Below are 20253 nucleotides of genomic sequence, written 5' to 3'. Positions count from 1 at the left end.
ATACTGCTGCTGACCCGAAGAATCCTGGATTACCCACCAGTTACCGTTAGTGCATCCGACTTGACCCAATTTGCGTAGTTTGCCGTCTTCAGTATCGTGGGTATAAATCCCATCATCAAGAAGTTCAAAGCCGTAATTCTGGCACTCGTTGAAGATATGCGCCATGATCTGGTTTTCGGTCGTGGGGGGTGTTACTTCTTTATTCTGCACAGGTAATGAGCCGTCTTTGTAGTGAGTGCAGATGAAGCGATCGCAACGCATTAGAGTGTTGGCACGAAATACTTCTTTATCGTTGACCATTACTACCCAGCGTTGCGTTAAGTGGTTGTCGTCATGGGCGATGGTGGCTACCAGTTTGTCATCAGCGTAATATTCATGATCGCCAAACGAGATTTCGACTATTGTGAGGGGTTCGGGAGCTATGGCTTGGGCTTGGTCAGCGATATAGTTGTCGAGTTCGGCTTGAGCGAGGGCTTGGTTGTCGGGGGCAGCAGGGGCGAGTTTCTGAATCTTGCTTGCCTGATAGTTAACAATGGCGGAAATCCAGGCATCCTTGCAGCGTTTGTCGCTTACTTCGACTGTGCAGGCAATTTCGCTGTAGATTTGCTTGAGTCGCGCAATGGATTTCAGGTGCAGCTGTTGATGGCTGTAGATTTGGTATGTCATGATAAGTAAACTCCTTGAAATTAGGATTAGAGAAGCGCTCTAGATTGGTAGTCGGGGGCGCTTTCTCTACATCTTTATAGTACACTACTAGTTTACAGTGTGTCAACTAGTAGTTGTTAGTGTATAGTAAAACTAATAGTTAACGCTTTACTCTAAGGAGGTGGTAGTGTGATTAGTGCAAAAATGCGAATAAGACAAGTCAAGGAAGTTGAAATTGAGGGGTTAGGAGAGCGGATTAAGCAAGCTCGATTAGATTCGAGTAAGTCTCTAGAGCAAATATGTGATGAAGTTGGTTTGTCGCGCACTTACTGGTACGACATCGAAAAGGAAACTCTTAAAGGGGCGCTTTCAATTGAAAACCTTCGCAAAATCGAAGAAATTTTGGGAGTTTCCTTTGGTGTAAACCTGGAGGAAGATTGTGATATTTAATCATGCTACTGTCAATCCACAGGTTTTGTTGGTGAGTAGTTTGGGAGAGATTATCGCAACTAACCATCACACTTTGAGCAAATGCCATTGAACTAAAAGAGGTGGAAACATGAATAAACCATCCTCTAAGCGCAAAAAAACTACTTCTGCCGCATCCAGAAATTTAAAAGCAACCGCTAGTTCTGCCGAAGACACCTTTGATCCAGAAAATCCTGCTACAGCAACGATTATGGTTACTGCTGCTGAAGTAGAGGAGTTGTCCGAAACGGAGGAGCGCGATCGCCTTCACTTAGAGCGCCGTGTGGAAAGAGCGTTTTTTGAGGCGGGTAGAGCCTTGGCAGAATTGCGCGATCGCCGACTGTATCGATCCACGCATTCAACTTTTGAAGAGTATTGCAAGGACAGATTTGGGTTTGAGCGTCGTCATCCTTATAGATTAATTGAAGCTGCTGGAGTTGTAGATAATTTGATCAAAATGTGTCCAATTTGGACACATTTTGAAATTGAAGATGATCCTGCGACAGTCCACTCCGATCAGCGACAAATCTTGCCTACCAGCGAGGGGCAAGTTCGACCAATGACAAAGCTCAAACCCGAAGAACAGCAAGAAGTGTGGCAACGGGCGGTAGAAGTTGCTGGCGGGAAAGTTCCCACTGGTAGAATCGTCAAAGATGTTGTGCAGCAAATAATGGAACGCACCCAAGTACCTAACACTTACCAGTTAGGCGAAGTATGCCAAATCCTTGCCAAGGACAACCCCGAACTCAGAGGTAAGGGCGGCTGCTGGGGGATAGTCAATCATGTGGGGGAATTTAGCTGTACCGTCAGAACCTGGGATGGCGAATATACCGTTGGGTTGCAGCACCTAAAATCTTACGAATACTTGCCTACCGAGTGTGAGCAGATGCAGGTGATTTGCGATCGCATCAATCGAGTGTATTCAGATTCGCTAGAGGAGACAGTTAAAAATCTGTTGCAGTCGTTGGGGAAGGTAAATCGGCCTTATTTAACTGAATTGGAAGAAAAACTTCTGAGCCTTTTAGAGTCCGAAGTTAAAGTGTAATAGCTAACTGTGTTGTAACTCTTCATAAAACTGTTCATGTGAACCTGAATAATTTTCTGCATCTAAACGTGCCATTCGATCAATTGCCACTGCCGCGTTAATTTCTAGTAAAAAGTAATCGCTAATGCTGCCAATTAGTTACAAATACTTACTGATTGCGCCGCGACTCCCCAGTAGGCTGATGCCAGTCAAGCCTAGTAGAAGGAGCATTGCGATGCTGTTATCTGGCTCTGGCACTGCTTCAAGTTGGGCTGTGTTCAACAAGCCGTTTGTAAACTCCTGGTCGTAGTTGCCAAGGGTGAGAAGATAGGATTTGCCTGTGGCATCGCTTAGGGGAATTGGAACTACCGTCGATCCTGCTCCCATATCTGGACCTGACCCATAGCCTACACCTACGTAGTTCGTAAACGTCGTTGTCACAAGTTGCGCGGCGCTAAAAGCTGGGGAGGCGGATAGCCAGTCTCCGATAAACCCAGCACCATCTGCAAGCGGGTTTTGCAGGAACCCAATTGCGTAGTGTTTCGGTCCAAAGGGCGTGGTATCGTCAAAGACTGCTACAGTAACGCCGCGAGCCGGATCTTGATTGTAAGTAGCTACATTATAAATACTCCCGTCCACTGTCAGGGTAGCCGAAATCGGCGAATAGGCAACGAACCCAGGAGTCCCAACAGGTGCGGCAAGATTCGGGCTGGTGTCATCGAAAAGGGCGGTTGCAGTGAAGGGAGTCGAGCCGGAGAAATAATCAGTTGGGGAAAATAAGAGATTAAGTGCGTCGTTGCTATTAAAAGAACCATTGTAGACAAATTTAAAAGTAGCTGCATTTGCAACAGGCGCGATAATCAGCGTACCAACGCCCAACAGCGCTGTCGCAATCGAGCGGACGGTGATCAGAAAACGAGTTTGCATATTCGATTTTTTTACAAAATTACATGTGATATTATTACATTCTTCCCCTACTGTTCATCTATCTGGTGAAAAGTCTTGAGGAATCGCTGCGATCGCAGAAAAATTAGAGTTTTTAGAGCAGGGTAATAGCTTGATTAAAATTAAGGTAAATCGCTAAAACTATTACGATATCTAGATTTATCGGTTTTTCGGCAATTTCTCGAACTCCGAAAAAAATGGGCGAACCGGGAGTGAATACTTTATTTAAAAATCCTGATAAATTTATTACAATCTATTAAAACTGTTAGCATTGAATCCCTAGTTTCGGTGTACGATCTTCTGAAGTTGGGGTCATAGCTTATAACTGCTAAAATGCTTGCCATATATACATTTTTCCAGTTTTTCACCCTATTTTTTCTCTCTTTGTGAGAAATGCGCGCTTAACGGCGATCGCCTTTATCCTGCTAGCAGTTGTCCTATTCTTTTCCGTGCGAAAGGAGAAAAAAGTGCGTCAACCAATTGAGTAATGCGTTTAAGCAGATAAATCATCATAACATAAAGATATGAGAATTTTAATAATTGAAGATGACGATCGCATTGCTAAACCCTTAGCCGAAGATTTAAAACACCAGCATCATGCTGTTGATATTGCTGATGATGGGATTGAAGGTTGGGAATATGCCGAAGCAGGTAATTATGATTTAATCTTATTAGATTTAATGTTGCCGCGCTTAGATGGAATTACTCTTTGTAAACGGTTACGTGCTGCTAATTGTAATGCTTTTATTTTGATGTTGACAGCACGAGATACAACACCAGATAAAATAACTGGTCTTGATGCTGGTGCCGATGATTATTTAGTTAAACCATTTGAACTAGAAGAATTAGCAGCACGAATTAGAGCTTTATGTCGGAGAAGCTCAGAAACTAACCAACTAATTTTAATTCATGGTGATTTACAATTAGACCCTAATAATTATCATGTGACTTATGAAAACAAGCCTTTATCATTAACACATAAAGAATACATGATATTAGAATACTTTTTGAAAAATCCTACTCAAGTTTTAACTCGCTCGGCAATTTTAGATAAATTGTGGGAGTTTGATAAATTATCTGGGGAAGAAACCGTTAAAACTCACATGACAAATTTAAGAAAGAAACTCAGATCGCTAGGAAGTTCAGAGGATTTTATCGAAACTATTTACGGTTTTGGTTATCGCCTGTGTCCTAAATAAATCAAATTCGCAATTAAACTCAGACAGACACTCAGGGGTGGGGTTTTACCTACCAAGAAAATACAAGGATTTTTTCGCCCACAAAGGGTAAGGTTTTGAACCTTTACTTTTTTGATAAATGTAAATTTAGCTGATGTTTGAAAAAATTCGCCGTCGTTTATTGTTATCTTATTTAATCGTTTTATCATTAATCCTAGGTGGATTTGCAATTGCTGTTCGGATTGTCTTCACTCATAGCCTCTATAAACAACAAACACAAAAACTCTATGTCTTAGCACAAGTTGGCGCTGCTAATGCCGAGTTTAATAACGGTAAAATGAGAATTGAAAATGACTTACCTCAAGATAAATTGTTTAAAAATCATCAAGAATTAAGCTGGTTTGATACTAAAGGTAATCTCATAGAGAAACATGGACAAGATATTTTAAATTTACCTACTCATGTAAAAGAAGGAGAACAAATTAATCCAGTTGGTAAAAATCGCATTCAGTCTGTTACTTTAGCAATTATTAATAGTGATGATAAACAATTTATTGGATATGTAAGACCTAGCCAATCTCTAGAAGAATTCGATGAAACTTTAAATAAATTAGATTTGGGATTAGGCGGTGGAATTGTTGTAGCTTTGATTATTAGTGGTGCTGGTGGAGTTTGGCTAACTCGTCAAGCGATGCAACCAATTGAAGAAAGCTTTGAACGGCTAAAACAGTTTACTGCTGATGCTTCCCATGAACTCCGCAGTCCTTTAATGGCGATTAAAAGTAATGCAGGGGTAGCACTCAAGTATCCAGAGGGAATGCGAGAAAGTGACGCAGAAAAATTTCAGGCTATTTCTAGTGCTACTAACCAAATGACTCGACTTACAGAAGACTTACTATTTTTAGCTCGTTATGATAATATTCCTAACCACATTAAAGAAACTGTTAATCTTAGCTCAATTTTAAATAACTTAATGCAACTATATCAGCCCCAAACGAAGGCTAAAAAAATTAATCTGAAAAGTCAATTGAATGAAAAGCTTTATTTGTTAGGTGATACAAATCAGATAACACGATTATTTGCTAACTTAATTCAAAATGCTATACATTACACACCGTCAAAAGGGACAGTAGAAATTATAGCCAATCGTAGTGCTTCCCATCTAGTCATTAATGTCCAAGATACGGGTGTAGGAATTGCACCAGGGGATTTAGAAAATATTTTTGAGCGTTTTTGGCGAGCAGATAAATCACGTTCTTATAATTCTGGTGGTTCTGGTTTGGGATTGGCTATTGCCCAAGCGATTGCTGAGAATCACGGTGGATTAATTACTGCCACAAGTCAATTGGGAATTGGTAGTTGTTTTACTGTGCGTTTATCAGTAGGTTCACTTAATGAATGTTTATAAAGCTTTTATAGTTCTACCCATCCATATAAACAAAGGGGAAAAGGTTAAAGGGGAAAGGGATGAACAGGTCGCCCCTTGTGGGCGACCTGTTCATCCCTTTCCCCTTCCTCTTGTAGATAAATCCAAAGCCTGTAAACCTACGCTTAATAAATTCAGGTAAATCTTTTCGAGTTCTTTACTTTTAGTGTGTAAAGTGCAACTACTTACCAGAGATTACTGATTAATAACCATAAACCTGAGTTTTAGTTGTGCTATTGAACAATGGTTGAAAAACATAATTCAACATTTATCTCTTGCTTGGAGCTTCCCTATCTCTATTTTCAACGATATAGAAAGCTGATTTTAGAGGAATTTGACAAGAATGTTGTACTAAATTTTCAAGTTCTTAATTTTTGTTATCCAGAGTAAATTTGCTCACTATACTTTTTAGGAAGGTTAACATGAAAAAGCTAATTCATGCTGTTGCATTAACTTTAACAATTGCATCTTTCTCATCTGCTGCCTATGGCACGCCCATGAAGAAAAATAGCAGATTTCCTGACATTGTTGGAGCAGTGCAATTTCCTCAGAACAAAGCGAAAATTGTTAGAAATTCTTTCAAGCTAGAAATTCCCCAAGATAGTAGGGCTTTATCCCAGATGACTATTGCTGTACCGAAAGGTTTAACTGTCAGGAATGACATTGATTTATCTGACCAGTCTGGTAAAAAGATTGCTGCGAATATTACTGTTAATAACAGAACCATTACAATTGCTTTCTCTCAACAGGTAGTTCCTGGAACTGAACTCAACATTGATCTCAATCGTGTCTTAATCTCAGGAACTTCTAATGCTTGGCTCTATCCGGTTTCTGTCAGACTTGTGGGGCTGAATGCAGATATCCCAGTAGGTGTATTTCGGCTACGAATTTACTAACAGGTGTTTTTGGTAGAAAGTTGCACAGCAATTTTAGCCGTGATGGTTGTGATAACAGGAGTATGACTGCGGGTGTCACGTGAATTAATATTATCTTTATGCATAACAATTGAGTCGCTAGTATGTTTATCCGTTTCCTTGCCAGTTTTTGCTCAGACAGCTAGAGTATCAAACCTCACCTTGGAGACGGCAATAAACCAAGCTGAAGCAAATAATCCTCAATTGCTGGCAGCACAGCGTAGTATTTCTGTTGCTCAAGCAGGAGTCGCTGTCGCCGGAGTTGTACCAAATCCCCGACTAGCAATAGATATACCCTTTGGTAAAGCGGAAACTAGGCGTACTATTGGTATCGAGCAACCAATTGAACTGGGTGGTAAACGCGGAGCGCGTCAAGCTTTAGCCAACTCCCAGGTGCAACAAGCCCAGTTAGAGTTAGACTCTTTACGTTGGCAAATTCGTATTCAGGTACGTCAGGCTTATGCAGAGTTAGCGATTTCTCAAGGAGCGCAGCAGAATACAGAACAATCTCTTGCTATCAACAAACAACTTGTTGATATTGCTAAGATACGTTTTCAAGCAAATGATGTGGCACGAGCAGATGTTGTCCAAGCTGAGTTTGCATTTGCTCAAGCCCAGCAAAAACTGGAACCAGCAATTAACCGCGTTCGTCAGGCTAGCATTCGTCTGAATACCCTTTTGAGCCAACCTACTGATACAGCGATTAATTTAGTGCATGGCGAAGCGTTCCGATTTTCTGGGAAAGATTCACAGCAAGGGTTGGCGATTTTAGCAAAGCTTCCAGATTTAAAGGTGTTAAAAAAGTTAGCGAAAGCGTCACGATTAGATTTAGCTCTAGCTCAACAACAAATACAAGTTAATAATAAACAGATTCAAGTGGCTGACTCAGCCCGTATTCCAGATATCACCTTGGCAGCATCTTATGTTTGGGACCCTGGTTTAAGTACAGCTGGTGCGCCACCTCCTGCGACGACAACGGCTGTCATTTTGGGTGTACGAGTGGATCTACCTTTGTTCAATAGCGGAGGGAGTGGAGTTAGACAAGCCCGTGCTAATCTTTCTGTGGCTGAAGCACAGAACGCAGTTCTAGAATCACAAGTTGATTCTGAGGTGGCAACAGCTTATGAAAATGCCTTGAGTACCCAACGAGTATTAGAACGCGATCGCACAGTTTTATTACCGCAAGCTCTGGAAGTTCTCAATTTATCCCGCAAAAGCTATGAGTATGGTCAAACTGGTTTGAGTGATGCTTTACTCACACAGCAGTCTGTGCAAGCTGTGTTTGATAACTTCTACACTGATATCCTCGCTTACCAAACGGCTTTAGGCGCATTAGAGCAAGCCGTTAATCTACCTCTGTCTATGATTCACAACACCGATGTGCCCAAAACACCTTAAACAAGGGGGGTGTTTGCTGAGGAAACTGCCCTTGCCAAACATCTTTACCACTATTTTGCTGATGCTGTTGCTAATTGCTTGTCAAGGGAAAGACCCAACAGCCACCGAAACTGCTCCTGTAGTATCCTTACCTGTTGTTGACGTGCAACGCCAGGATATACCTGTGGTGGTCAACATTCGCGGCACAGTTAGCGCTTCTCCGAATATGAGTGCGAAACTTAGCCCAGCTGTAGCCGGAAAACTTGTAGCCGTTACCGTAGTACCTGGTCAGCAGGTGGCGAAAGGGCAGGTAATAGCTCGTCTGGATAATCGTCAAAGTCTTGATCAGGTAACCCAAACAACAGCAGGGTTACGTTCAGCCCAAGCGGGTGTTGCTCAAGCACGCACTGCTTTGAAACTTGCACAGAAGAATTTGTCGAGATCGCGCCGCCTCTACAACGAAGCTCTGAATCCGACACAAAAAGCCACAGACCCCGGTATCCAAGAAGCAAGAGGAGGTGTTGCTCAAGCTCAAAGCAATCTCACTTTTGCCCAAAATAACTTACAACGACAACAAAAACTCTTTAAAGAAGGCATAACACCCAAAAAAGACTTGATTGCCGCCCAAAATCAAATCGAAACGGCTCAAGCTGCTTTGAAAACTGCCCAAGCAGCTGTACAACAAGTCGCGCCCGAAAAAGATGTGATTGCCACTCAATCTCAATTGGAAACAGCCCAAGCTCAACTTGCTGCTGCAATTGCTCAAGAGAAACAGGTTAATGCTTCCCGCGGGCAAGCCCAGACTCAACTCAGTTTTACTGATATCCGCAGCCCCATCGCTGGAGTTGTAGCTAACCGTTTTCTGAATATTGGTGATACCACTGACCCTACTATACCAGTCATTCAGGTCGTCAACTTATCAAAAGTGATAGTTAATGCTAACATCAGCGCCGACAAACAAGCTAATATTCGTGTTGGTCAAAGCGCTACAATCCTCAGCTTAACTGACGGAAGCTATTCCAGTGTTGTCACGGCTGTTAGTCCAATTGTCGATCCCCAGAGTAATACCCGGAACATTCAAATCCGCGTTGACAATTCTGGCGGGCGGTTAAAAGAGAACCAAACTGTCACTGTATCTATTATTACAGATATTCATCAAGCAGCAATTACAGTCCCCCAAACGGCGTTGGTTTCAGACCCAGAAAATCCCAATGGACGTATGGTTTATACCGTCAAAGCTGGGAAGTTGGAAAGAAAAAAAGTGCAAATTGGTATCCAGCAGAGCAATGTACTCAATGGTAGCTTTGCTTCCCGCGTTGAGATTGTGTCAGGATTAACAGGTAATGAAAGAGTGGTAGCTAAAGGGGCTTACGGATTGGCAGATAGTACTCCTATAGAAGAGGTGAAGCAATGATTCGTTTTACCAAGCTACTACAATCTCAAGCAAAAGCAATTTACCTAATATTTGTATTAATGGCAATTTTAGGTATATTCGCTTACAGTAATCTGCCCAGTGGAGTTTATCCCGAATTGTCCTTTCCTCGGATTGCCGTAATTGCTGAAGCTGGGAATGTTGCCCCAGAACAGGTAGTCCTCACCGTGACTCGTCCTTTAGAAGTAGCTACTAACCAAGTTTATGGTGTCCAGAAGATCCGCTCAAAGACTGCCCGTGGGTCTACAGAACTCTCAATAGAGTTTCAGCCCACGACTGATATGCAGCAGGCTCTCCAACAATTGCAAGCCAAAATCAATGAAGTACGGAGTACCCTGCCATCTGGCGTTAATCTAACGGTTGAGCGAGTTACCCCCGCTATTTTTCCGGTACTCAGCTATAACGTCACCACCGATACTTTAGCGCAAACAGACCTGTACTCAATTACTCAGTATCAAATTTTGCCTTATTTAAGCAGAGTTGCAGGTATTGCCCTTGTCAATCTTCAAGGGGGAAATATCCCGGAAGTGGAGGTGCAGATTGACCCGAATCGCTTGCAAAATTCTGGTTTGAGTTTATCACAAGTTGCCGACACGATTGGGCGTTCAACTCAGAATCAAGCAGTAGGTAAACTAGATAGTAACTACCAGCAAAATTTAATAGTTACCAATGGTCAGCTAATAGAACCGTCTGCGCTCACAGGGATTGTGGTAACGACGAAAGGGGCTGGTAAACCTGTATTTTTAGAGGATTTAGGACAAGTTTCTTTGGGTGAGGCTGACCGTACCCAAATTGTTAGTGCCAAGGGGAAACCAGGATTAACACTAAATATCTTCCGCCAGCCGAATAGTAATGTTGTAGCTGTAGCTGAGGCGGTACAGCAGGAAATCAAGTCGCTGGAAAAAAGCTTGCCACCAGGAGTGCAAATCGCTAAAGCTTACGATGAATCTGGATTAGTTGTAGACGCGATCGCTAATGTCCGCGATTCTATTGCTATTGGTATTGTCCTGATTATCATTGTACTATACGTATTCTTACGACAATGGCGTAGTACAGTAATTGCTGCCATCACTATTCCTCTGTCTGCACTCGCTGCCTTCGGGGTGTTATCCTTCGTTGGTCAAAGTCTGAATCTCATGTCTTTGGGAGGACTAGCGGTAGCGATTGGCTTGGTAATTGATGATGCGATTGTGGTAATTGAAAACATCGACCGCCAACTGCAAAAAGACTTGAACTCAACCGCAGCTGTCGCCGCAGCAATGGCTGAATTAACTGAACCTGTGATTAGTTCCACGATTACCACAGTAGCAGTGTTTTTGCCTTTGGGACTGTTATCAGGTGTTGCTGGACAGTTTTTTACTAGTTTGACTACTACCTTAACTGCTGCGGTTGGTTTCTCTCTACTGTTGGCGCTGACTCTCACTCCTCTATTAGCAGCAAGCTGGCTGCGGCATCAGTCAAATCACTCAGAACCAAAATTGTTAGTTAAGCTGGACAATGCTTATACGCGGCTACTGCGTGTTGTGTTTGGGAAAGCGCGTTGGGTTGGTGCGATCGCACTGTCTCTACTAGTAGTCGGGGCAGTATTATTTACTCAGCTAGGTTCGGATTTTTTACCGACCTTTGATGAAGGCAGTTACATCATTGATTACCTCACACCACCAGGGACATCTTTAACTGAAACGGACTTTCTCGCACGCCAATTGGAAGAAATTATCGGCAAAACCCCTGAAGTCATAAATTGGACGCGACGTACAGGTGCAGAAAATGGTTTATTTGCGACTCAGCCGAATAAAGGCGATATTATTGTCGTCCTCAAACCACTGGGGCAGCGTCAACGCCAAGTCTTTGATATCATCGAAGCTCAACGGCAAGATATTTCTAAAAAGTTACCCCAGTTAAATATTGACTTTCACCAAATCCTCCAAGATGAACTTAACGACCTTTCTGGTGCGGCTAGTCCTGTAGAAGTACGAATCTTTGGCGAAGAACCAGATATTCTGCGTAAATTAGGAGAGCAAGTTCAAGCGCGTATTGATAATATTCCTGGTTTGGTAGACTTGGTGTCTAGTGGAGGAGTGATCTTACCGCAATTAGATATGCGCGTTGATTCCATACAAGCCGGACAGTTAGGATTGACAGAATCAGACGTTGCACAGCAAGTACAGGATGGCTTGTTTGGACGGGTAGCAACTCAGATTCGTCAAGGTGACAAGTTAGTAGATGTGCGGGTTCACCTTTTAGACAGTGTGCGTCGAGATCCGCAACAACTAGACCAAATCCCAATTGTCGGTACAAATGGCACTACATTACCGCTTTCTGCTGTAGCTAAGATTAAACCAACAACAGGCGAAGAAGCGATTTTGCGTGAGAACCAGCAGCGTTACATTTCCTTTACAGGTGGTGTTGAAAAACGCGATCTTGGTTCGGTTGTCCAAGATATCAAGAAAAAATTAGCCGGATTCAAACTACCTCAAGGCTACATCCTCTCAGTCGGTGGATTAATTGCTTCTCAGGAGCAGTCTTTCTCACAATTACTGATGGTCATGGGTTTGGGAGTATTGCTAGTCTATCTGGTGCTGGTTATACAGTTCCGTGACTTATTACAACCACTAGTAATTTTTACGACAATTCCCTTAGCACTTTTAGGAGTAGTGCTGAGTTTGTGGGTTACTCAGACACCACTGAATGTTTCCTCGTTTATGGGGATTATTTTACTGGTGGGTTTAGTGGTAAAAAATGGAATTATTTTGTTGGAATATACCAACCGTTTACGTTTAGAAGGTAATTCTGTAGAATCTGCTTTACTGGAAGCTGGTCGTGTCCGGCTGCGACCAATTTTGATGACCACACTCTGTACTATTCTGGGTTTACTGCCTTTAGCTTTGGGTTTAGGTGCAGGAGCAGAGTTGCAAAAGCCACTAGCGATCGCCGTTATCGGTGGGCTTTCACTTTCTACTATTTTTACTCTAATATTTGTCCCAGTTGTGTTTCGTTTCGTTTCTCGATTTCAGCGTTGAAATGTTATGCAAATTATCATGTATCTGACAAAAGTTTTTTATAAAGTGGGTGATATTCCTATATTTAATCCTCTTTATATCCATGCTTACATTATTCATCAATGGCTATTAATTTTTAGAAGTCAGCCCTTGCCAGTTAATCAAAAATCAGCAATAATATTCTCCCCCCATCAAGATGATGAGACTTTAGGTTGTGGTGGTTTAATTGCTCTTAAACGTGAAATGGGAGTCCCAATTAAAGTTATATTTTTGACCGATGGGCAAAAATCCCATACAGCAACCCCCTGGATTCAACCACCAGAGAATCTTATTCAAGTTCGTAAACAAGAAGCAACAACAGCTTTACATATTTTAGGGTTAGAAGTATCAGACATTCACTTTTTTAACCTGACAGATTCTACTTTAAGCCATCTAACTAGTGAGCAATATGAAAACACTATTAAGTCTATTGTTGAACTAATACGGACTTTTAAGCCAGGAGAAATTTATGTTCCCCATCGAAAAGATAATCATCCCGACCACGAATGCACTTACCAATTTATTAAAACAGCAATTGAGCAATTGCAATTATCTCTAGAAGTAGAATTACTCCAATACCCAATTTGGATATTTTGGTTGTCGCCATTATTTTTTCAGCTAAAACTACAATACTTATCAGGTGCTTACCGATTGCCTATTAATTCGATCTTAGAAAAGAAAAAACAAGCTATTTCCGTATATCAATCTCAGTATCCTATCCTTCCTCCTCGATTTATCAAAAGTTTTTTAGAAAAAAAATATGAAATTTTCTTCAAAGCTACACTTTGATACAAACTATAACTACTTGTGCTTGGACACTTCTTCTTCTCTGCAAGATGCCTTGGGAGAACACATCTTCTGCGTCTACCCTTAGCCAAAGAGGTTGCTTTACCTATGGGAATTTTGCCTTGGGCGAATGCGGTTTGTTAAATTAGGTATTCTTGCAGTGGTAAGGGAATAATTTACCATATTTGCTTAACTTAAAATATCGTCCGTGCCATTTAATAGTATTAGAGAATAGACCACAACACCAGATTATCAAGCTGAGAAAATCCCATAAAGGTACAAGCCATATATATTTTCTTGCAGTGGAATCTTTAAGAAAATTGACACCGATAAACCAACCCATAATCAATCGCATTACCCAAGTAATAACTAACGTAAAGCAAATGAAAAATGACCATTTTGTAAAAACTGACAGGACTAGACTGGTAACGTTTCCATAGGTAAAAATCAGCCCTAAATAACTCCAAAAACCAGTAACTCTTACACACTGTGACCAGCGAATCTGACGATTAATTGAATCGACAACAGTGTTTGCGGATAGTACGTGTTCAACTATGTAATCAGAAAGTACAACTTTGTAACCTGCTTGTGCTGGTAGGTAGCCGAGTTGGAAATCATCCGCAAGATCATCAGCGATCGCTTCAAACCCTCCTATTGCCTTGAGTACTTCTTTACGAATTACAATGGTTGAACCAAAAGCACATTTCATCCCCTCTAATTGTTTACCAGCTAAAGAAGTAGCATGAATATAACAAGCAGTTCCAATGGCTTCTAAAATTTCTACCCATCCTTGCGCCACCGAACGAAATAAACAGGTGACAACACCAACCTTGTTGTTATGTAGTGGTTGTACAACTCGCTGTAAGTAGTCTTCTCCAACTCGGATGTCGCTATCAGCAATAACTAGGATTTCGTATTTGGCGAAAGATAAAGCATTTGCGAGATTACTCACCTTTAGATTTGTACCAATAATGCGCTCGCAGATTATTAAATGAATATCCAGCCTCGGAAAGTCTCGGATAATTTGTTTGACCACATGTATTCCAGGGTCTTGCGGGCTGAGGACGCTGAAAATAATCTGGTAAGTTGAATATTCCTGTCGGCAAAATGTTGCTAAATTTTCGTAAATATCTCTGTCCAGTCCGCAAATTGGCTTCAGGATAGTAATAGGTGGATAAAAATTTGGAGTAGATAAATGGGATTCTCCGAAAGTGACAATTGCTGAATAGATTGAGTAACAATAAAATAGGGTAGCTGCCAAGCAAAGAATTAATATTAAAACGTTGATAACTGTCAGGTTGATATTTGTAAAAAAAGCAGATGCAAAAATTTCCATTGACTTCAAAAATTAATCTCCCGATTTCGTCGATAAATATTGATTACAGACCATCAGTATTTACTTTCACTCAAGCAAGTTGCACGTCTATAGCCATATAATGTATTTCGGCGTTTGCGATCTGAATTTAAAGATAAAAAGTCAAGAACTCGGAAAGAATTGGCTTTTTTAGAAGCAATGACATTATTTTTCGATTATTCTAGAAAGTTTCAAAATCAGAATTAGAAACCAGGACAGCCAGCGATTATTTGCTATTTATCGCTGACTGCTAATAACTTAAAACCTTTCGCCAATACCAAAATTGATGCGGTTGTCACCGTCGCCATTGATGCCGTAGTCAATGCGAATTGGACCTAGTGGCGATTGTACGCGCACACCAAGACCATAACCGTAGCCAGTACCATTTTTGTTCAGCACATCAGCTGACCTGGTATTACTTCCCAGATCGCTGCCGATATCAAAAAATAGTGCGCCACTAACGACTGAAAAAACCGGGAAGCGATACTCAGCAGATGCTTGTATATAACTACGTCCACTACCTAATCCTCCTTCTTGATAACCTCGGACAGAGTTGCTACCACCAAGGGTGAAGGCTTCGTAAGGAGGCAAGTCACCAAGGATAGTTCCACCCTGCAAGTTAAATGCTAAAGTTTGTGGCCCTTTGGTAAGACTAATAAAGTTGACAGGGAAATATTGGCTATAGTTACCTCGCAACCTCGTGAGAAAAATATTGCCTAGTCCCACTGGTACTGACTGATCAACTCCGAAGCGGAGATAAGAACCGCTAGTGGGTTGTAAAGGGTTATTACGGAGATCGCGTTGTACCCCAAGTTGCAACAACAGCAAATCGTCTTCACCTTGTCCAGATGCACTAAGTGGAACTCGTTCTGTGGGTACTCCATTCTTGAACACCGTTCCTTCTTTTCTGATGTTGCCATTGGCATCACGCGTGGAAACTCGTTGATATTGCAAACCTGCTGAAGCCGTCCATTCAGAATTTTCGTAAGGATTATTGCTCAGGGGACGGGTAAAGGTGACACCTCCACCTAGACGGAGGACACGGGGGCGATCGCCTCTGGCGGGGCGTAGCCCATCGCAAGGCAATCATCCTCTTATGCAGAGCAACTGATATCAAAGCCAAAAATACTGATGAAAACTATAGCTATAGCCGGATTAAGTAGGTAGGCGCTAAAAAACACAACTAGATTAAGAAATGTAAATCGCTTGAAAGCTTATATTCAAAGCGTTTCTGGTGCTTTACATAAGTTTACGTAGTTTGGTTTAATTGTGCCTACCTACTTAGTTTAAGGATTCATGTGTAAATTTATCTGAAATATCGGTTTCTGATTATAAGCAGCGAAGGTCAAGAACTCGGAAAGATTCATCTTAATAACTTGATATTTTCATGACCTTGTTAGTTACTGAGGCGAACGCGGCATATTTTTTAAAATTGAAGCAAATATTTCCGAGTTCTTGACTTTTGTTCTCCATAATTCAATCTGACAACCTTGCTCATATAGGTTGTTTAACTCTAATTAAAAGAGTGAATACAATGAAAAATTACACAAAAATGATATTAGATGCTGTTAATATAGTTTTATATTAAAGTGGAGTTTCTAATATTACCTAAAATTTTAGGGTTTGACATTTGCAATCTTTGTAAAGTGTAGCCAGAATTAAAAATAATACTTTATTCGATGATAAATCTTGCTGAGACTGCGTATCTAGTGGCAATGTATCGCGCATTGGAAAGCGAACGTGCAGATGCACTATTTAAAGACCCATTAGCGCGTGTGTTAGCTGGTGGAAAAGGTGAAATGTTTGTTGAAGTTATAGGGGAGAAAGACAAAATTACAAATGCGATCGCCATCCGCACCTATGTTATTGATAACTTAATTTTACAGTTAGTGAAGTCAAAAAAGATTGACACTGTAATCAATCTGGCTGCCGGGTTAGATACTCGACCCTATCGATTACCTTTTTGTGCATCGCTTCGTTGGATTGAAGTTGACTTGCCGGAAATCATTGTTTACAAAGAACAATTACTTAAAGACCAGCAACCTTTGTGTTGGCTTGAGCGTGTCAAACTCGATATTACCAACCTGGCATTGAGAAAGACTTTTTTCTCAGAGATTAATCTTGTAGCAAGACAGGCTCTAGTGATCACAGAAGGGTTGCTATCATATCTACACGAAACCCAAGTAGCATTACTTGCAACCGATATTTATGAGCAATCTAATCTGAATTGGTGGCTATTTGAATTGGAATCATCATTAGCATTAAAAGATTATGATCAAGTTTACCCTCGAAAAATTTTTGACCAATATTTTGCGAATGGAAATAAAACCTTGTTATTTGCTCCAGAGCAAGGGGCAGAATTTTTTCAACAGTATAATTGGAAAGTTGCAAAATCTGTATCTGCATGGAAAGAGTTACACCGACTCAACCGAGGGATAAAATTTACCTGGTTACTACAAATAATTATGAAATTGGTTGCTAATGAATATTGGGAAAAAATTCAGCAGCAAGGTAGTATTGTATTGCTTGAGAGAAGCCCCGCCGTTGGTGATCTAGTAAAAACAAAGGAGGTTTTTGAAAAGAGATGATTCAACAACCTCGTATTTAGTTCTTATTTTTTGACCAATATCCCCTACACTAGGGCGGCCGCATTATGTCAATAAGCAAAGTATATTCTCAATAGAGTTAAGAGTAATGTCATTAATGCTCGCTTATTGCTAAAGTTTTAGGCATCACTTTGGGGCTTAAAAAATAATCAAGCGCGAAAGAAAAGATTTTTTCGTTGGTTCTTAACCTTCGTTGTGATCAAGAGTAATTTAGATGCGTTTGCCCTATCCCCTACCCCCTCACATCCTAAAGATCCTTATACCTTATGAATTTGGTGAAAACAAGCGTACCATACATTTATCAAAGCAGAATACATGCGTCAGTCGCCAGAATTCAGAATTGAATTCTGTGCGAGTGGCGAATGAATAAAGGGCGTTTTTGCACCCCCGCTAAATTTTTAATTTAGCGGTCAACAAGAAAGTGGCAGGTCTGAATCCCCCACTGTCTTGTTCTGACTCCTAAATTCAGAATACCTGGATTCTTCTTCAATCCCCTAATTTTTAGCAGCTGACTTTGAGGCACTGCTCCCAATACAATCTAAGTTTTGTAATATCCGAAAAAATAATTGTAATAGGAATATATTTTGAACACCATACTTTCTCGTAGGGTTGGCAGAGGTATTGCCTCTGTATTCATCTCCGGTTTGAGCTTTTGCTTTCACAATGAGGTAATTAGTGGCACATTACCCACTCCGAACTACCACATCATAAAAAAAATACCTTTAGGTGGAGAAGGACGATGGGATTATCTAACATTGGATAGTTCAGCCCGTCGCCTATATATTACGCGCTCTACAAGGGTAACAGTATTAAATGTTGATACGGGGTTGGTTGTAGGCGAAATTCCTCATACTGTTGGAGTACATGGGGTTGCCATTGCCCCAGAATTAAATCGTGGCTTTATTAGTAATGGTAAGACGGCAACAGCTACTGTTTTCAATTTAAAAACATTACAAGTTATAGGAGAAGTAAAAACTGGTTCTAACCCAGATGCAATTGTCTATGAGCCTATGTCCAAAAAAGTCTTCACTTTTAACGGCAACAGCAACACGGCAACTGTTTTTGATGCCAAAACTACTAAAGTTCTGGGGACAATCGCTTTAGGTGGCAAACCAGAATTTGCTGCTGCTGATGACTCAGGGCGGATTTTCGTGAATTTAGAGGACAAAAACGAAGTCCTCACAATCAATGCTACTAATCTCCAAGTAAAGGGACATTGGGCGCTCAAACCTTGTTCAGAACCAACTGGTATTGCAATAGATAGACAGCATCAACGTTTATTCATCGGTTGCACAAACCAACTGATGAGTGTAGTGGATGCAAATACAGGAAGTATTAAAGCGACACTGCCAATTGGTAAGGGGACAGATGCGATCGCTTATGATCCAATGACTGGACTAGCTTTTAGCTCCAACGGCTCAGGTTCACTGACAGTGGTGCATGAAGACTCTGCCGATAAGTTTAGTATTGTGAATAACGTCATAACCCAGCCAGGAGCGCGGACAATGGCGTTAGATTTGAAGACGCATAAGCTATATTTGGCTACAGCTAAGTTTCAAGCAAGGTCTACTACTGTCCCAGGGCAGGTGCTTTTTAGACCTTCTATTATCCCTGGTAGTTTTGTGATTTTGGTTTTAGGAGATTGACTTTTCTGCCCTGGGCATAGCAGCGTTGCTTCAAAAATCTATATCTCCCACTCCCGCGCATTCATCTCACACTGCGTCTAGTGAGTGTGAGATGAATGCTGTTTTAGCTAGCTTTTGATTTTGTATCATCTGTGCGTTGACGAAATAAACCTGTCATACTGAAGCCAGTAATCAACAAACCAATTAATCCCAAACCATTTAGAAGTGGATAGATTTTTTCTAAATGGATTATTTCTAAGGTATGAATATGCAGAAGAAATTCACCTAATTCTCGTTGATGAAACCATTCATGGACAATAGTAAAGCACATACCTGTTAACACAGTCAAAAACAAAGGGAAACATAAGATTATAGCAATCTGACGATGATATTTACGAAAAGTTCGGTTCATAATTAACCTGGGATTATCCAATTAATTTGTCGAAAGAGAAAAACTGCGGAAATTTAATGAAACTTAAATATTATTTCTAGAAAGCGCCCGATCCGAATAATCGCTATGAAAATGTGATTAACCATGCCCTAATATATTCTGAATATGTTACTTGCTTCCATATACCAAAAGTCATTTGTTAAATATGACTAAAGTCACATGAAAAGAGAGCGGAACTATCACCGTTGTGCGAAAATGCCCTTTTGAGCTTTGGATTATTGACGGCCATTGGGTTGGGCTTCCTTGCCCAAAAAAGAGGATACAGAACAAGATGAGCCAGCTTTCATAAATAGCAATTGCTCACCGGAAGTTGGACTTGCCATTAAGATCAAAATCACAAAGCAATGCTTACCGAACCTCTAAAATCTGTTGCGATATAAGCATGGAAATAGCGCTAATCTCCTCATCAAATCTGAATTCCGTCATTTCGCCTCGATTTTTATTTCTCTAGAGAGATAAAAGGGCGTTAAAAAGTCACTATTATAGAAGGTAATAAGGTAATTCTGAATTTACTCCAAAGTAGTAGACATCCCAGTGAGCTATTTACTCTGCTAAGTAATACATACATTTTAAATAGCATTGACAGAAGTGTGGGTGCGTAAAATCCGCAACACTTAGGCGCTCACATAATTTATGATTTGGATTCAAAAATATCTTTTTGAGAAATCTTCTTTTGGTGCTAAAAAAATGCTAGGAAAAACTATCAATTTAAATAAATCATCATTTGTCAATCGCTGGCTTTTAAGTGCTACTACGTTAACTCTAAGTTTTTTATTCCCTGGGTTGCTGTTAGTCTCTCCTGCTTTAGGAATTCGGTTGAGTAATGGGCAAATTGCTTTTAACAATCCTCCTCGATTAGTTCGATCTGCTACTAGCTCTAACAGTTCTAATATAGGAATCATATTTGATTTCTGAAAAAAACTAAGAGATAATACTGATAATTGTATCTGTCTAATAAAGAACAATGGTAAACCAGCATCTACA

17 protein-coding genes and 1 pseudogene are annotated in these 20253 nt (G+C 40.8%); 11 read left to right on the top strand and 7 right to left on the bottom strand.

The genetic code is table 11. The annotated features are described in order from the left end of the window. Positions 1-666 (bottom strand): hypothetical protein (locus V7K38_RS10870; RefSeq protein ID WP_334857691.1); only part of this gene is annotated, 666 nt, incomplete at its 3' end. 168 nt (positions 667-834) lie between these two features. Between V7K38_RS10870 and V7K38_RS10865 the strand changes: the two genes are divergently transcribed. Next, positions 835-1095, top strand: coding sequence for a helix-turn-helix domain-containing protein (locus V7K38_RS10865; RefSeq protein ID WP_334857690.1), 261 nt, complete (start codon positions 835-837; stop codon positions 1093-1095). Positions 1096-1204: 109 nt separating this feature from the next. Beyond that, positions 1205-2158 carry a hypothetical protein gene (locus V7K38_RS10860; protein ID WP_334857688.1) on the top strand — a complete coding sequence of 318 codons (954 nt, stop codon included), beginning with the start codon at positions 1205-1207 and terminating at the stop codon, positions 2156-2158. Between the two features lie 138 nt (positions 2159-2296). Here V7K38_RS10860 and V7K38_RS10855 read toward each other — a convergent pair whose 3' ends face one another. Further along, positions 2297-3064 carry a hypothetical protein gene (locus V7K38_RS10855; protein WP_334857686.1) on the bottom strand — a complete coding sequence of 256 codons (768 nt, stop codon included), beginning with the start codon at positions 3062-3064 and terminating at the stop codon, positions 2297-2299. A 542-nt stretch (positions 3065-3606) separates the two neighbouring features. Here V7K38_RS10855 and V7K38_RS10850 point away from each other — a divergent pair. From V7K38_RS10850 to V7K38_RS10820, 7 genes are all read left to right on the top strand, one after another. Next, a complete protein-coding gene (locus V7K38_RS10850; protein ID WP_334857685.1) occupies positions 3607-4281 on the top strand; it encodes a response regulator transcription factor in 675 nt (224 codons plus the stop codon). A gap of 133 nt (positions 4282-4414) precedes the next feature. Next, positions 4415-5668 carry a sensor histidine kinase gene (locus V7K38_RS10845; RefSeq protein ID WP_334857683.1) on the top strand — a complete coding sequence of 418 codons (1254 nt, stop codon included), beginning with the start codon at positions 4415-4417 and terminating at the stop codon, positions 5666-5668. A 440-nt stretch (positions 5669-6108) separates the two neighbouring features. Further along, entirely contained in the window at positions 6109-6582 is a 474-nt protein-coding gene (locus tag V7K38_RS10840; RefSeq protein WP_334857681.1) for a DUF2808 domain-containing protein, read from the top strand. A gap of 72 nt (positions 6583-6654) precedes the next feature. Further along, the gene (locus V7K38_RS10835) at positions 6655-7998 is read left to right on the top strand and encodes a TolC family protein (protein ID WP_334857679.1); all 1344 of its coding nucleotides are present in this window, start codon (positions 6655-6657) and stop codon (positions 7996-7998) included. A gap of 31 nt (positions 7999-8029) precedes the next feature. Beyond that, positions 8030-9391, top strand: coding sequence for an efflux RND transporter periplasmic adaptor subunit (locus V7K38_RS10830; protein ID WP_334857677.1), 1362 nt, complete (start codon positions 8030-8032; stop codon positions 9389-9391). Beyond that, positions 9388-12429: an efflux RND transporter permease subunit gene (locus V7K38_RS10825; RefSeq protein ID WP_334857675.1), complete on the top strand. Its 3042-nt coding sequence runs from the start codon at positions 9388-9390 to the stop codon at positions 12427-12429. The genes V7K38_RS10830 and V7K38_RS10825 overlap by 4 nt, the downstream gene beginning before the upstream one ends. A gap of 6 nt (positions 12430-12435) precedes the next feature. After that, positions 12436-13236, top strand: a complete 801-nt coding sequence (locus tag V7K38_RS10820) for a PIG-L deacetylase family protein (RefSeq protein ID WP_334857673.1) — start codon at positions 12436-12438, stop codon at positions 13234-13236. Between the two features lie 142 nt (positions 13237-13378). On the opposite strand, the gene hpnI is transcribed toward V7K38_RS10820, so the two are convergent. Continuing rightward, positions 13379-14569: a bacteriohopanetetrol glucosamine biosynthesis glycosyltransferase HpnI gene (hpnI, locus tag V7K38_RS10815; RefSeq protein ID WP_334857692.1), complete on the bottom strand. Its 1191-nt coding sequence runs from the start codon at positions 14567-14569 to the stop codon at positions 13379-13381. A 276-nt stretch (positions 14570-14845) separates the two neighbouring features. Then, positions 14846-15643 (bottom strand): annotated as a pseudogene (locus V7K38_RS10810) (BamA/TamA family outer membrane protein); the annotation flags it as partial. 623 nt (positions 15644-16266) lie between these two features. Between V7K38_RS10810 and V7K38_RS10805 the strand changes: the two are divergent. Together V7K38_RS10805 and V7K38_RS10800 are read left to right on the top strand one after the other, a co-directional pair. After that, positions 16267-17175 (top strand): class I SAM-dependent methyltransferase, encoded by a 909-nt coding sequence (locus V7K38_RS10805; RefSeq protein ID WP_334857672.1) that lies wholly within the window; start codon positions 16267-16269, stop codon positions 17173-17175. A gap of 602 nt (positions 17176-17777) precedes the next feature. After that, positions 17778-18839, top strand: a complete 1062-nt coding sequence (locus V7K38_RS10800) for a YncE family protein (RefSeq protein WP_334857671.1) — start codon at positions 17778-17780, stop codon at positions 18837-18839. Positions 18840-18942: 103 nt separating this feature from the next. Here V7K38_RS10800 and V7K38_RS10795 read toward each other — a convergent pair whose 3' ends face one another. From V7K38_RS10795 to V7K38_RS10785, 3 genes are all read right to left on the bottom strand, one after another. Then, entirely contained in the window at positions 18943-19230 is a 288-nt protein-coding gene (locus V7K38_RS10795; RefSeq protein ID WP_334857670.1) for a peptidase, read from the bottom strand. A 254-nt stretch (positions 19231-19484) separates the two neighbouring features. Then, positions 19485-19607, bottom strand: a complete 123-nt coding sequence (locus V7K38_RS10790; RefSeq protein WP_334857668.1) for a hypothetical protein — start codon at positions 19605-19607, stop codon at positions 19485-19487. Positions 19608-19913: 306 nt separating this feature from the next. Further along, on the bottom strand, positions 19914-20253 hold a 340-nt coding region (locus V7K38_RS10785), incomplete at its 5' end, for a hypothetical protein (protein WP_334857667.1).

It is taken from the genome of Nostoc sp. (genome assembly GCF_036917465.1).
Taxonomy (GTDB): domain Bacteria; phylum Cyanobacteriota; class Cyanobacteriia; order Cyanobacteriales; family Nostocaceae; genus Nostoc.
The sequence above is the reverse complement of the archived record's forward strand: the minus strand, read 5'-3'. Positions and strand labels throughout refer to the sequence as shown.